Source organism: Corallococcus aberystwythensis (assembly GCF_003612165.1).
In the GTDB taxonomy this organism is placed as follows: domain Bacteria; phylum Myxococcota; class Myxococcia; order Myxococcales; family Myxococcaceae; genus Corallococcus; species Corallococcus aberystwythensis.
This window is the reverse complement of the sequence record NZ_RAWK01000089.1, coordinates 19,600-32,310: the sequence shown is the minus strand read 5'-3', so window position 1 is coordinate 32,310 and position 12,711 is coordinate 19,600. Positions and strand designations below refer to the sequence as shown.

12 protein-coding genes are annotated in these 12,711 nt (G+C 70.3%); 5 read left to right on the top strand and 7 right to left on the bottom strand.

What is annotated here, in order from left to right:
- A partial coding sequence (locus D7W81_RS16500; protein ID WP_120556341.1) for an Lnb N-terminal periplasmic domain-containing protein occupies positions 1-921 on the top strand: 921 nt, incomplete at its 5' end.
- A 10-nt stretch (positions 922-931) separates the two neighbouring features.
- On the opposite strand, the gene D7W81_RS16495 is transcribed toward D7W81_RS16500, so the two are convergent.
- Positions 932-1,678, bottom strand: a complete 747-nt coding sequence (locus tag D7W81_RS16495; protein ID WP_120556332.1) for a hypothetical protein — start codon at positions 1,676-1,678, stop codon at positions 932-934.
- Positions 1,679-1,736: 58 nt separating this feature from the next.
- Between D7W81_RS16495 and D7W81_RS16490 the strand changes: the two genes are divergently transcribed.
- The gene (locus tag D7W81_RS16490; RefSeq protein WP_438503362.1) at positions 1,737-2,348 is read left to right on the top strand and encodes a YdeI/OmpD-associated family protein; all 612 of its coding nucleotides are present in this window, start codon (positions 1,737-1,739) and stop codon (positions 2,346-2,348) included.
- 29 nt (positions 2,349-2,377) lie between these two features.
- On the opposite strand, the gene D7W81_RS16485 is transcribed toward D7W81_RS16490, so the two are convergent.
- Positions 2,378-3,274 (bottom strand): cyclic nucleotide-binding domain-containing protein, encoded by an 897-nt coding sequence (locus D7W81_RS16485; protein ID WP_120556340.1) that lies wholly within the window; start codon positions 3,272-3,274, stop codon positions 2,378-2,380.
- A 214-nt stretch (positions 3,275-3,488) separates the two neighbouring features.
- Between D7W81_RS16485 and D7W81_RS16480 the strand changes: the two genes are divergently transcribed.
- Positions 3,489-4,484 carry a TIR domain-containing protein gene (locus D7W81_RS16480; RefSeq protein WP_120556330.1) on the top strand — a complete coding sequence of 332 codons (996 nt, stop codon included), beginning with the start codon at positions 3,489-3,491 and terminating at the stop codon, positions 4,482-4,484.
- Between the two features lie 13 nt (positions 4,485-4,497).
- On the opposite strand, the gene D7W81_RS16475 is transcribed toward D7W81_RS16480, so the two are convergent.
- The 5 genes from D7W81_RS16475 to dacB all read right to left on the bottom strand — a co-directional run bounded on the left by D7W81_RS16475 (position 4,498) and on the right by dacB (position 11,185).
- Positions 4,498-5,664 carry a right-handed parallel beta-helix repeat-containing protein gene (locus tag D7W81_RS16475; RefSeq protein ID WP_120556329.1) on the bottom strand — a complete coding sequence of 389 codons (1,167 nt, stop codon included), beginning with the start codon at positions 5,662-5,664 and terminating at the stop codon, positions 4,498-4,500.
- A gap of 128 nt (positions 5,665-5,792) precedes the next feature.
- The gene (locus D7W81_RS16470) at positions 5,793-6,878 is read right to left on the bottom strand and encodes a D-TA family PLP-dependent enzyme (RefSeq protein ID WP_120556339.1); all 1,086 of its coding nucleotides are present in this window, start codon (positions 6,876-6,878) and stop codon (positions 5,793-5,795) included.
- A 73-nt stretch (positions 6,879-6,951) separates the two neighbouring features.
- Positions 6,952-7,380, bottom strand: coding sequence for a hypothetical protein (locus D7W81_RS16465; protein WP_120556328.1), 429 nt, complete (start codon positions 7,378-7,380; stop codon positions 6,952-6,954).
- 99 nt (positions 7,381-7,479) lie between these two features.
- Positions 7,480-9,660, bottom strand: coding sequence for a prolyl oligopeptidase family serine peptidase (locus D7W81_RS16460; RefSeq protein WP_120556327.1), 2,181 nt, complete (start codon positions 9,658-9,660; stop codon positions 7,480-7,482).
- Positions 9,661-9,697: 37 nt separating this feature from the next.
- A complete protein-coding gene (gene dacB, locus D7W81_RS16455) occupies positions 9,698-11,185 on the bottom strand; it encodes a D-alanyl-D-alanine carboxypeptidase/D-alanyl-D-alanine endopeptidase (protein ID WP_167508068.1) in 1,488 nt (495 codons plus the stop codon).
- Positions 11,186-11,375: 190 nt separating this feature from the next.
- On the opposite strand from dacB, the gene rdgC reads away from it, so the two are divergent.
- Together rdgC and D7W81_RS16445 are read left to right on the top strand one after the other, a co-directional pair.
- The gene (rdgC, locus tag D7W81_RS16450) at positions 11,376-12,026 is read left to right on the top strand and encodes a recombination-associated protein RdgC (protein WP_120556338.1); all 651 of its coding nucleotides are present in this window, start codon (positions 11,376-11,378) and stop codon (positions 12,024-12,026) included.
- Positions 12,013-12,702 (top strand): hypothetical protein, encoded by a 690-nt coding sequence (locus D7W81_RS16445; protein ID WP_120556325.1) that lies wholly within the window; start codon positions 12,013-12,015, stop codon positions 12,700-12,702. Before rdgC ends, D7W81_RS16445 begins: the two co-directional genes overlap by 14 nt.
- The last annotated feature ends 9 nt before the right edge of the window (positions 12,703-12,711 follow it).

The following is a 12,711-nucleotide window of genomic DNA, read 5'->3' as shown; positions in this document are numbered from 1 at the left end:
GGACCGGAGGGGGCGCACGGGGCCCGGGCGCTCATCGCGGTGGGCCTGGCGGCCCTGGCGGTGGCCGCGTGGCGGTGGCGTTCGCGGCGCTGGAGCGTGGCGGTGATGCTGCTGGGCTGCGTGTCCGTGTACGGCTGGGTGCGGACGTTCCAGGCCTCCAACACGCGGGACTGGGCACCGGACCTGCTGCGGGCGCCGTGGGCGGAGGTGGCCGGTTCGAAGGTGACGCTGCACGAGGTGCGTGACTTCCGCTACCGCAGCACCACGGACTGGGACCCGGCCTGGTACACGGCCACCTACGACACGGACGCGCTCACGGGCGCATCGTTCATCGTGGAGCCCTTCTCCGGGGTCTACGGCGCCGCGCACACGATGGTGAGCTTCGGCTTCCAGGACGGCCGCCACGTGGTGTTCTCCGTGGAGGTGCGGCGCGAGAAGGGCGAGACGTTCTCCGCGCTGGGCGGGCTGTTCCGCCGCTTCGAAATCACCTACGTCGTGGGCGACGAGCGGGACCTGGTGCAGCTGCGGTCCAACTTCCGGCATGACGACGTTTATGTGTATCCGGTGACGGCGTCGAAGGAGCGCATCACCGCGTTCTTCATGGACATGGTGCAGCGGATGAACGGGCTGCACACGCAGCCGGAGTTCTACGACACGCTCACCAGCAACTGCACCACCAACCTGGTGCGCCACTTCGAGAAGGTGGCCACGAAGGACGTGCCGTACGACCACCGCACGCTGTTGCCGGCGTTCGCGGACGAGCTGGCCTACGCGCTGGGCATCATCGACACGGACGTGCCGCTGGCGCAGGTCCGCCAGCGCTACCACATCAACGCGCGGGCCCTGGCGGCGCAGGGGCGGGACGACTTCTCCGCCCGCATCCGCGCGCCGCTGGAGACCGCCGCCGCGCCGGTGCCCTGAGCCCTGGCGTTCAGCTGCCCGTCGCGGCCCAGGGCTCCGCGGGCGCAAGGCCGCTCTTGAGGTGCTTGTCGTAGTGGGCCTCCAGCGCGGTGAAGTAGCCGCGCTCCTCCCACAGCTCCTGGAGGAGCCGGTCGGTGAGGGACCTCACCTCCTCGCTCTCGCCCTTCGGGTCGGGCTCCCGGGCGCTGGCGCGCTTCGGCTCCAGGAAGGCGAGGGCGGCCTCGGCCATCAGCACGCGGCTGCTCCGGAAGATGCGGCGCAGGGCCTGGTTGATGGGGCGGGCGTCCATCTCCCCGCAGGCGGCGATGATGGCGGCCTGCACCTTCCGGGGCGTGTCCCCCTGGAGCGAGGCCGCGTCCAGGTCACCGCGCTCGAGCGCGTGGCGCAGCAGGTAGCCGTGGTGCAGGCACACGCTCGTCAGGTCCACGCAGTCCTTCACCCAGAGGACGAAGAAGACCTTGCGGAACACCTTGCGCACCGGGAAGAGGGCCACGGTCTTGAGATAGGACACCAGCCGTCCGCCCACGCTGCGCGCGTCGTAGGAGCCGGCGAGCACCGCCACGGCCTTGTCCGGCGCCTTGAGGCCCTTCTCCTTGAACTGGTCGCGCACGGCCTGCTCGCGCACCTGGCGCAGGGCGTAGTCGTCCAGGAAGGGCACGGGGATGAGCGGGGTGAGGCCGGCCGCCACGGCGTGGAAGGCCACGCGGGCGAGCGAGGGCGGCACGGCGTTGGGCGGAGGAGGGGTGGAATCAGCCATGGCGTGTTTCATAACGCCTTCCGCGCCCGCCGCCTTCCGCCGGTAGAGTGCGAATGTCCTGAACCCGGCGCGAAAGGCGTGTCCCCGAATGAAGGCGAAGCAGGAGCTCCCCGTCGTGCCGTTCGCGTCCGAGAAGGCGTGGGAGAAGTGGCTGGAGAAGCACCACACGGACGCGCCCGGTGTCTGGGTGAAGCTCGCGAAGCTGGAGTCCGGCATCCCGTCCGTGACGTATGCCCAGGCGCTGGAGGTGGCGCTCTGCTACGGCTGGATTGACGGGCAGAAGGACTCGTTCGACGCGGAGTACTGGCTCCAGCGCTTCACGCCGCGCAAGCCGCGCAGCAAGTGGTCGAAGATCAACTGCGGCAAGGTGGAGGCCCTGGTCGCCGCCGGGCGCATGAAGCCCGCGGGCCTGCGCGAGGTGGAGGCCGCGCGCGCGGATGGCCGCTGGGAGGCCGCGTACGCCGGGTCGAAGACCATCGAGGTTCCAGCGGACCTGACGGCCGCGCTGGAGAAGAACCCGAAGGCGAAGGCGTTCTTCGCCACGCTCAAGAGCGCCAACCGCTACGCCATCCTCTTCCGGCTCCACGACGCGAAGAAGCCGGAGACGCGCGTGCGGCGGCTGGAGAAGTTCGTCGCGATGCTGGAGGCCGGAGAAACCCTCCACGGCTGAAGCAGGAGGCCCGCGCTCACGTCCGCGGACTACTTCGGCCCGCCCATGACTTCCATCGTGTGCTTGAGCCGCTCCAGGCCCAGGCGCACCAGGGCGCCGCGCAGGTCGGGCTGGCCCAGGAAGGCCTTCTTGAACACGTCGCGCTCCAGCTTGAGGAGCGTGCAGGGCGTCACGGTGCGCACGGTGGCGGTGGCCAAGCGGCTGCGCAGGAGGGAGATCTCCCCGAACAGGGCGCCTTCCTCCAGCGTGGGGTAGGGGGACTGGCGGCCGTCGTCGTGCGTATGGAAGACCTCGCACTGGCCCCGGATGAGGACGTAGAGCGCGTCGCCGGGCTGGCCCCGGGTGAGCAGCGTCTCTCCGGCGGGGACGGTGCAGGGGACGAAGGCGTCCCCCAGCTCATGCTGCACCTCCGGGGGCAGGGCGGCGATGAGCGGGTTGCTGCGCAGCGCGTCCGCGAGCAGGCGCTCCCGGGCGGTGACCTGCATCTGTTCGCCCTTCACTCCGTAGTCCTTGCCCAGCTCCCGGACGCCGGCCTGGGTGAGCTCCAGCAGCACGGCGTCCTCCACCGTCACGATGGTGGCCGTGCGCTGCGTGCCGGTGAGCAGCGCCAGCTCGCCGAAGAACTCGCCGGCCCCCAGGCGGCCGACCTCCGTGTTGCCGCCGGGGTCGCCGCCGCGCAGCACCGCGACGCGGCCCTCCAGCACGACGAACATGGAGTTTCCCGGGTCGCCCTCGCGCACCACCACCTGGCCCGCGGGCAGGTAGCGCGTGCAGACAGGAGGCGGAGCGGGAGCGCCTTCCCCGTCCGCCGGGGCACCGGTCGCCGCCGTGGACACGGTGGAGGTCGCGGACGCCTGTCCGGCGGACGGCGCCGGGGCGGACGGGTGGGCGGACAGCAGGGCCTGCAGGCGCGCGAACAGGGACATGGTGCCCAAATGCTACCGGGGAGTCCGGACGGCGGACTGTGAAGCGCTTCACAGCCAGCGCCGAGGTGGGGCGAAAGACAACCGGGCAGGCGGGAGGCGTCCTTGAGCAGGGATTGACGGCGCCGGTCCCGTCTGTGTTTCGGCCTCCTTCCGAGGGGGGGCGAGTCCCTGGGGATGGCGTGGGCGGACCGGGACGCCCTACAGTCCCGGGCCCATGGGAGACACGCTGGACGTCGTGGTGGACCTGGGGGACGTGGGAGAGACGGCCGCGGATGCCGTGCTGCTGAAGTACGCGCAGGGCTTCCACGGGGCGGACGGCGCGGTGTCACGCCGGCTGGAGGCGGCGGGCGTCGCCATGGACGCCTTCGACCTGCTCCCCGGGGACCATCGCTTCATCGACACGCGCAAGAGCCTGAGCGCGCCCCTGGTGCTCTTCCTGGGCACGGTGCGGCTGCGGCAGTTCGGCTACCACGAGATCCGCCAGTTCTCCGTGCGCGCGCTCCAGCTCCTGGAGCCCCGGAACGAGGTGCGCCACCTCGCGTGCACCGTGCACGGCCCCAACTACGGCCTGGACGAGGACGAGGCCGTGCTGGCCCTGGTGGGCGGCTTCGTGGACGCGTTCCAGCGCGGCAGCGGGCCGCGTGGCCTGGAGCGCATCACGGTGGTGGAGCTGAACCCCAAGCGCGTGGAGCGGCTGCGCAAGGCCATGGCGCTGGGGTTGGGGCTCACGCCGGGGGTGGAGCCGCTGATGGGGGCCACGGGCTTCCGCGTCCTGCGGACGTCCCGCTTCGTCCAGGCGCTGCCCATGGCCTCCGCGGGCGCGAACTCCAACGAGAAGCCCCATGCCTTCGTGGCGATGCCCTTCGCGCCGGAGCTGGAGGACACCTACCACTACGGCATCCTGAACCCCGTGAAGGCGTCCGGTTTGCTGTGCGAGCGCGTGGACCAGGCCGTCTTCGACGGTCCCATCATCCAGCGCATCCGGGACCGCATCGACACCGCGAAGGTCGTCATCGCGGACCTGTCCCTGGCGAACCCCAATGTCTATCTGGAGGTGGGCTATGCCTGGGGACGCGGCAAGCCCACCCTGATGCTGGTGCGCGACGTGAAGGAATTGCGCTTCGACGTGTCCAGCTACCGGTGCCTCGTCTACCGGAACATCCGGCACCTGGAGGAGATGCTGACGCAGGAGTTGCAGCGCATCGTCTGAACACGCAGCGGGGTCAGAAGGGCGTGCAGGTGACGCCCTCGCACTGGCCCGCGCCGTTGTTCCTCGCGACGTTGCCGCCGCCGTCGTAGGCGGTGGGCGCATGGATGCCCCAGCCCGTGTTGCCCACGGCCAGGTTGCCAATCACCGTGGGTTTGCTGGGCGGCAGGACGCGGAGGCCGTCACCGGCGTTGTTCAGGAACCGGTTGGCGCGAACGATGCCGGTCTGCGGACCGCTCACGATGGGAGAGTCGGCCAGGGTCAGCCCTCCCGCGTTGTTCCAGAAGGTGTTGCCATGGGCATAGACCCGCCACGTTTCGGCCGTGAGCCCACTGCCATTGCCCACGACCAGGGTGTCGAGCATCGCGAAGCGGGCCAGTTTCCAGGCCGGCGCCTCCGTGGGGCCGAGCGCGGTGTTGCTCGAGATGATTGAGCCCTCGAAACGGATCTCATCGCAGATGTCACGGCTCTGGAACTGGTAGGCCGCGTTGACCACGGCCTGGTTCCTGGAGAGGGTGCTCGACCGGATGCGGGCACTGCCAGCGAAGCAGTAGACGACGACCTCGTTCGACGTGAAGGTCGAATTGAGGACGTCGGCCGTGTGGCTGTCCAGGTAGATGGCGAGGCGGTTGTTCTCGAAGTGGCTCGACCTCACGTCGAACGTCCCCGCGGACGCGTCAATCTCACTGGAGAACCCGGCGCCATTGCCGATGAAGCGCGAGTTCGTGACGAGGAAGTAGTTCCCAGCGAAGTTGTAGACTGCGGCGCCGTTGTCCGCGAACGTGAGTGCGTGCAGCCGCAGATAGGCCGCGCCTTGGGTCTGGACACCTCGCTGAAAGCCGCGAATCGTGCCGTTGCGCACCATGCTGTCGCTGGCGACCACGATGCCCAGGGTATCCCGCTGCACCGGACCCGAGCGGCTCACGGTGTGACCGCCCAGGTCGAGGACGATGCCGTCACCTTCAACGCGGAGCGCGGGCTCGTCCGTGCCAGGGCATGAGAGATCATGCGTGAGCTTCGTGTGCTGGGTGATGACGTCGCCACACTGGACGTCGCATTCAACGGTCTTCGCCTGCTGGAGCCGGGCGTCGAGCGATTCCCTGTCCGCCGCGAGCGCATCCGGCGATCCCAGGGCCAGTCCCGCGATGGCCATTGTGGCGAAGAAACCCTTTGCTTTGTGCATGCCGCCTCCCGGCCGGAAGTCCTTCCGGCGACCGGCGAAAGGCTAGACACGCAACCGTGAGCGGCATCCCCCCTGCCAGTGGCAGTGCGCCGACCAGAAGCTGACGGCCTGGAGACATGCAAGGGCTGTCACCAGCCGCGCGCCGCGACCTCCCACGTGGCCACGCTCGAGTCACCCCGCACGACGTGCAGCCGGGAATGCTGGGGGACGGAAACACAGACATGGTTGGGCACCACCCGCACGCGCTCGCCGATGCGCGGGCGCCATGACGTGCCGGACACGTCCAGCAGGCCGTGCTCCTCCGACAGGTTCTTCACCACGACCTCCGGGCGGTCCAGCAGGACGCCATACCCCGGCGCCAGCCCCTCCTCCTTCACCAGCGCCTTGGCCCCCGCATCGATGACCACCTGTCCCGGCACGGCGGTGCTCACCACCGTGGCCAGGACCGAATAAGCGCACTCCGTCCAATCACACGCACCGATGACCGCCGCGTTCCGGTCGTTCAGTACGTTGAGTCCGGGGCGGATCTCCGTGAGGCCCGTCACGGTATGGGATTGCCAGAGCGTCGGGGTGGAGCCGCCGCTGACCACTTCCGGCGCCAAGCCCGCGCGGCTCAGGGCGTCCACGAACGTCGCCAGCGCTTCGGACTGGGCATTCATCGCCGAGGGCAGCTCCGCCTGGGGAACGCGGATGTGGCCTGCGTAGAACGTCAGCCCGCGAAACGCCACGCCGGGTGTGGACGCCGCCGCGCGCGCCAGCGCCACGGCCTCCTCCGTCGTGCGCAGCCCCACACGGCGCATGCCCAGGTCCACCTCCACGAGCACGCCCACGGTGCGCCCCGCGTCCCGGGCCGCACGCGCCAGACCCTCCAGCACCTCATGCGAGTCGAGCGCCACGCTGAGCCGCACGCGCGAGGGCAGAGCCATCAGCCGCGCCAGCTTGTGCGAGCCCACGGGCGGATACGCGAGCAGCACGTCGTCGGACACGGACGCCATGACTTCGGCCTCCAACACCGTCGCCACCGTGACGCCAGTAGCCCCCGCCGCGACCTGCATCGCGGTCAGCTCCGCGGTCTTGTGGGTCTTCGTATGGGGGCGCCAGCGCAGCCCATGCTCGCGGGCGTAGGCCGCGACGCGCTGGAGGTTCCGCTCCACGCGGTCCAGGTCCACGATGGCGGCGGGCGTGTCGAGCGTGTCGAGGAAGGTCGAGGACATGCGGCGCATGCTGGCACCGCGTCTCTCGACCCGTCACCTGAATCCCGCCGGGCGTGCGGCAGGCAACGCCGCGCTACCGGGCCGTCGCCGGCTCGAAGGCCACGGTGGGCCGCTGCCAGCTCCAGCCGCCGGACTTCAGGGCCTCCGTCGCCTGCGCATCCAGCGCGCGCAGCGCCGCGAGCACGTCCGCGGGCGGGCGGGGGGCTCCTGGCGCGCTCTCCACCTCGAAGCGCGTCGGAATGGTGCTGGCATCCTGGCCGCCCATCACCACGCGCACGCGGCAGTTCTGCGGGGACAGCTCTGTGTCCCCGGACCAGGACACGTCCTGGACGAACAGGTCCACCGCGCCCAGCACCTTCTGCCCGCGCAGCTTCTCCACCACCGCGTCCAGCGAACCCTTGGCGCGTGCGTTCCGCTTCTTGCCAAGACGGGTGAGCGTCCACCAGGCCAGGCCGCCCGCGATCACGGGCGAAAGGATGAAGTAGGGGATGAGCGGGCTCATGGGACGGCAGGCTGCCACGAAATCCGGAAGAAGAAACGCCCGTCTCCCAAGCGCCAGGGCTCGCCTGGGCTCGGAAGACGGGCGTGGGGAGAAGCCCGGCTACTGCGGCGCGGGCGCGGCGACCTTCTTCGTCGCGTTGGGCTTGTACGTCATGCCCAGCTCGTTGAAGACGAAGGAGTAGACGTCCACCTCCTCCTCGATGCGCGCGGACAGCGGCGTGCCCATGCCGTGGCCCGTCTCCGCGTTGGCGCGCAGCAGGATGGGCTTGGGGGACGCCGTCGCCGCCTGCATCCGGGCCACCATCTTGCGCGAGTGGAACGGATCCACGCGCGGGTCATTGGCCCCGGACGTGAAGAGCACCGACGGGTACTTCGTCCCGTCCTTCACCCGGTGCACCGGGGAATAGCCAAGCAGCGCCTTGAACTGCTCCGGGTCCTTCACGGAGCCGTACTCCGTCACGTTGAACTGGCCGTTGGGCGTCAGCTCCGTGCGCAGCATGTCGTAGATGCCCACGCGCGCCACCACCGCGCCGTACTGCTCCGGGTGCTGCGTCACGGCCGCGCCCATCAAGAGGCCGCCGTTGCTGCCGCCCTGGATGGCCAGCTTCTTCGGCTGCGTGTACTTCTGGTCCACCAGCAGCTTCGCGCACGCGTAGAAGTCGTCGAACACGTTCTGCTTGTTCGTGAGCGACCCGGCCTTGTGCCACTCCTCGCCGAACTCCGAACCGCCGCGCAGGTTGGCCACTGCGAACACGCCGCCCTGCTCCAGCCACATGCCCGCCAGCGCGCTGTAGCCCGGGTTGATGGAGACGTTGAAGCCGCCGTAGCCCGTCAGCCACGCGGGGTTGTTCCCGTTCAGCTTCGTGCCCTTCTTCTTCAGGATGGTGAGCGGCACCTTGGTGCCGTCCTTGGACGTGGCCTCCGTGCGCACCACCTCCACGTCGCTCATGTCGATGGGCGCCGTGCGCGCCAGCGCCGTCTTCGTCACCTTGTTGTCCGCCGCCGTGTAGCGGAACCACGCGCCCGGCTGGGTGAAGCTGCCGTTGACGAAGAGCACGTCATCCGCGCCCTGGCGCACCGCGCCGCCTACCGCCGACACCGGCAGCGTGGGCACCAGCCCCAGCGCCTTCCCCGTCAGGTCCACCATGCGCAGCTGCGACGGGCCACCCAGCTGCTCCACCAGGTACAGGCGGCTCTTCGTCGCCACCACGGCCTGCACCGTCGCCTCGCCCTCCGGGACGACCACGGTCGCCTTGTCCAGCGTGGGCGTGGCCAGCGGCAGGCGCAGCACCTTGCCCTTCGGGGCGTCCTTACGGCTGAGCAGGTACGCCGCGCCGTCGCTGCCGAAGCGCGCGGACACCACCTTGTCCGCGTACTTCGCCACCTGCGTCCACGTGCCCTTGGGGCCGTGCAGGTACAGGTCGAACTCGCCGCCGTCCCCGTTGGCCACGCGCGCGAAGGTGTACTGGCCGTCGTCGCTGGACTCCAGGTCCGTCATCGCGATGCGCGGGAAGTCCTTGCCCAGCGCGTACGTGTCCTTCTCCGTGGGCGTGCCCAGCGTGTGGAAGTACACCTGCTGGTAGACCTCGCGGTCCACGGGCGGGCGCTCCTCGCCGCGCGGGTAGCGCGTGTAGAAGAAGCCCGTGCCCTTCGCGTTCCACGCGAGGCTGCCGCCCGCCGTGCCGCCGTTGACGCGGGGCACCAGCTCGTTGGGCATCGCCTTCGCCGTGGCCACGTCCCACACCGACACGTCACCGCTCTCCGTGCCGCCCTTGGACATGGAGACGGCGACCTTCTTGCCGTCGTGCGACAGCTGGAACCAGTCGATGGTCGTCTTGCCGGAGGTGTCCACCTGCGTGGGGTCCACCAGCACGCGCTCCTTCGACGTGTCGTCCAGCGAGCCCACCACGATGAGCGTGGGCTGCTGCTTGGGCGGCTGGAACTTCAGCCCCAGGAGCGTGCCGCCCCGTTCATCCAGGCCGCCGTAGGCGGGCGACTTCCAGGACAGCAGCTCCGTGATGCGCTGGCGCAGCGGCTCGCGGCCTGGGAGCTTGTCCAGGTACGCGCGCGTGAAGGCATTCTGCGCGTCGGTCCACTGCTGCACCTTCGGCTCCGTCGCGGACTCCATCCACTGGTACGGGTCCGCCACGGTGGTGCCGTGGTAGGCCGTCTCCACGGGCTGCTTCTCCGCGGCGGCGGGCTTCGCGGGCGCCTTGCCCGCCGCTCCGGCCACGAGCGGCAGGAGCAGCGCGGCGGTCGTCACTGCGATTCTGGACTTCATGGTTCACCTCGCATGCGGGTGGACCCCTGCGGGACGCTCATCGCAGGGGCAGCTCCACCAGGGCGGTGGAGAAGGTGTCGAAGGTTTCGTTGGCGTTGGGCTTCGTGCCCTCGTCCATGTTGCCGAGCATCAGCGCGAAGACGACGCGCGGGTGCTCCGTGTCGTGGGGCCGTTCCGCCACGCCCACGAAGCACTTCTGGCCCGTGAGCGTTCCCGTCTTGGCGCGGATGCGGCCCGCGGTGGACTGCGTCGTCTTGCGGCCCGCCAGCGTCCCGTCCACGCCCAGCACCGGCAGGCTGTCCACCAGCGCGGCGCCGTAGGGCTCCTGGAGGCTGGTGAGCAGCACGCGCGCCATGCCCCGGGGGGACGCCAGGTTGTAGCGGGACAGGCCGCTGCCATCCACGGGACGCAGGTCCTTGGTGGGCACGCCCCGGCGCGTCAGCTCCGCGACCAGCGCGGTGCGCAGCGCGGCGTAGCCCTCCTGGCCGGTGCGCTCGCGCGCGAAGCGCATGCCCAGCCGCTCCGCGTAGAGGTTGAGGCTCTCCTTGTTCGTCGCGCGCACCAGCTCCGACAGGGGCGGGCTGGTCAGCTCCACCAGCGGCACCGGCATGGGCGGCATGGGCGGGGTGGGGGCCTCCAGCGACAGCGGCAGCCGCGTCACCCCGTGCCGCGCCAGCGCGTCGTCCACGCACGCGGCGAAGAGGGCCTCCGGCGCGTCCACGGACAGCTTCACCGCGGCGGACTGGGGACACGGCCCGCCGGTGGGCGAGCGCCACGTACAGCGCACGCCGCCGCCTCCACGCACGCAGGCCAGGTTCGAGCGCTCGGCGTTGACGTCCACGTTCACCACCGCGGACAGCGTGGCGAAGGTGGGCGTCCACTGGACGGAAGGGGCGTCCGCGCAGGTGGCGCCCGGGGCGCGGGTGAGCGCCAGGTCCACCACGTTCTCGCGGAAGACGAAGGGGGTGGGCGCCGCGCTGTAGGCATACGCCGCGTCGTCCCAGGCCCAGCCGGGGCCCATGCCACCGTCCACGCCGTCCGTGCCGGAGATGCGCACGCTGCCACGCCACTGGTGGATGCCGTGCGCCTGGAAGGCCTCCGCGATGCGGTCGCACGCGAGCGCCGTCTCCGGGAAGCGCCACGAGCCCAGCGACGGGTCCCCGGACGCCTGCGCCACCACGTCGCCCAGGAACAGGCCCCCCGTCTGCGAGCCCTCCAGGAACACCGGCGTCACGAAGCGGAAGTCCGCCCCCAGCGCGGACAGCACGGCGGAGGTGGACACCACCTTCATCGTGGACGCGGGCAGCAGCCGCACGTTCTCGCGGTGGGTGAAGAGGGGCTCGCCGGTGCGCGCGTCCACCACGTACGCGCCTGTGAGTGCGCCGTCCGCCTCCAGGGTCTCCAGCAGGGCCTTCGTCACCCCGGGCAGGGTGTCGCGCGGGGCGCCCCCTGGCGTGGCGGCCGTGTGGGTGCAGGCGGACAGGAAAAGGGCAACGACGCTGGCGGGCAGGAGGGCGCGGCGCATGGCGGCGGCCACCGTATGTCGCGTGCCTGGGAGTGTCATGGTTTCCCGCCAGCGGGGTGGGGCGGAGGCGTGCACGGTTGGACGGAGCACGGGCAAACGATTTTGCACGGGGGCTATTCCCGGAGCTTCACGTCCAGCCACACCGAGTGCCTTGACGCGGCGTCACATGCCCCCCATCCTGCCGCGCCCCATGCCTGTCCTACGTGGTGCAGTGACCTTTTCGCGCTTCCGGACCGAGCCGGCCAAGGATGCGCCGTCCGACGTCAAGCGCTGGCTGACCAAGGGACTCAAGTCCCATGCGTTCGAGCCCATCGACCGCCGCTCCGAGGAGGAGCGCGCCGCCGGTTTCGTGGAGCTGGAGAACCCGGAGGCCTCCGAGTTCGCCACCGGAAACCTCTTCTATGGCGAGTACGCCCTGTTCGCCTTCCGCATCGACACGCTCAAAGTCCCCGCGTCGATGATGAAGTCGGAGCTGGACAAGTGGTCCGCCGCCTTCGCCAACGAGAACGGCCGCCCGCCTGCCCGCGCGGAGAAGAACAAGCAGCGCGCGGAGCTCAAGCAGCTGTTGCGTCAGCGCGCGGTGCCGCGCACCAGCACGCTGGACGTGACGTGGAACCTGAAGACGCAGCAGGTGCAGATCTGGGCCGCGTCCCGCAAGACGGTGGATGAGATCGCCGTGGCGCTGGAAGGCGCCCTGGCGGTGAAGATGATTGGCATCACGCCCGCGTCCATGGCGCAGCGCGCGGGCATCGACGAGAAGGCCCTGGGCCCCACGGCGGAGCTCATTGGTCTGGACCTGCCGGCGACGGCTTCGGTGGAGGGCACCCATGGCGAAGCGTGAGCAGGCGAGGGAAGAGGCGGCGTTCGCCCGGGGCGACGTGGGCATCGACGGCGTCGCCACGGAGGAGGAGAAGGACGAAGCCGAAGTCGAAAAGGGCAAGGCGCGCGAACAGCTGCTGCGCGGCCGGGCCTACCTGGGGCGCGAGTTCCTGACGTGGCTGTTGTGGCGCTCGGAGTCGGGCGACCCCCTGGTGGAGCATGACGGCGCGGGCGTCGTCGTCCTCTACCTGGGCAAGGTGGTGCTGCGCGGCGTGGCCGGTGACGTCACGGAGATGAGCGCCAAGGGCACGCTGGCGCCCTATTCGGAGAACGTGCGCCACTCGCTGGACCGAGGCCTGCTGGTGTCCCAGGCGCGGCTGCGCGTGTCACACAGCGAGCGCGAATACGAAGTCACCCTGGATGCCGAGTTCCTGGACATCCGCGCCGCCAAGCTGCCCGCGCTCATGACAGAGGAAGAGGATGATCAGCTCACGGAGCGGCTGGAGCTGACCGAACAGCTCTCCGCCCTGGTAGACGCGCTGGTGCAGGAGTTCCTCAACGTGCGCGCCAGCCGCGCCTGGAGCAAGCAGGTGGTGCCCGCGATGAAGGCGTGGATGAAGGGCGAGGAGAAGGGCAGCGACCTGCTCTCCAAGGCCGCCCGCGCGAAGGGCCGCGACGCCCGCGCCGCCCGCGGCTGAAACATCCGG

What these genes read in the sequence shown, in the direction of transcription:
- D7W81_RS16495 (WP_120556332.1), bottom strand. Translation starts at nt 1,678, where the DNA reads ATGGCTGATTCCACCCCTCCTCCGCCCAACGCCGTGCCGCCCTCGCTC.
- D7W81_RS16485 (WP_120556340.1), bottom strand. Translation starts at nt 3,274, where the DNA reads ATGTCCCTGTTCGCGCGCCTGCAGGCCCTGCTGTCCGCCCACCCGTCC.
- D7W81_RS16480 (WP_120556330.1), top strand. Translation starts at nt 3,489, where the DNA reads ATGGGAGACACGCTGGACGTCGTGGTGGACCTGGGGGACGTGGGAGAG.
- D7W81_RS16475 (WP_120556329.1), bottom strand. Translation starts at nt 5,664, where the DNA reads ATGCACAAAGCAAAGGGTTTCTTCGCCACAATGGCCATCGCGGGACTG.
- D7W81_RS16470 (WP_120556339.1), bottom strand. Translation starts at nt 6,878, where the DNA reads ATGTCCTCGACCTTCCTCGACACGCTCGACACGCCCGCCGCCATCGTG.
- D7W81_RS16465 (WP_120556328.1), bottom strand. Translation starts at nt 7,380, where the DNA reads ATGAGCCCGCTCATCCCCTACTTCATCCTTTCGCCCGTGATCGCGGGC.
- D7W81_RS16460 (WP_120556327.1), bottom strand. Translation starts at nt 9,660, where the DNA reads ATGAAGTCCAGAATCGCAGTGACGACCGCCGCGCTGCTCCTGCCGCTC.
- dacB (WP_167508068.1), bottom strand. Translation starts at nt 11,185, where the DNA reads ATGCGCCGCGCCCTCCTGCCCGCCAGCGTCGTTGCCCTTTTCCTGTCC.
- rdgC (WP_120556338.1), top strand. Translation starts at nt 11,376, where the DNA reads ATGCCTGTCCTACGTGGTGCAGTGACCTTTTCGCGCTTCCGGACCGAG.
- D7W81_RS16445 (WP_120556325.1), top strand. Translation starts at nt 12,013, where the DNA reads ATGGCGAAGCGTGAGCAGGCGAGGGAAGAGGCGGCGTTCGCCCGGGGC.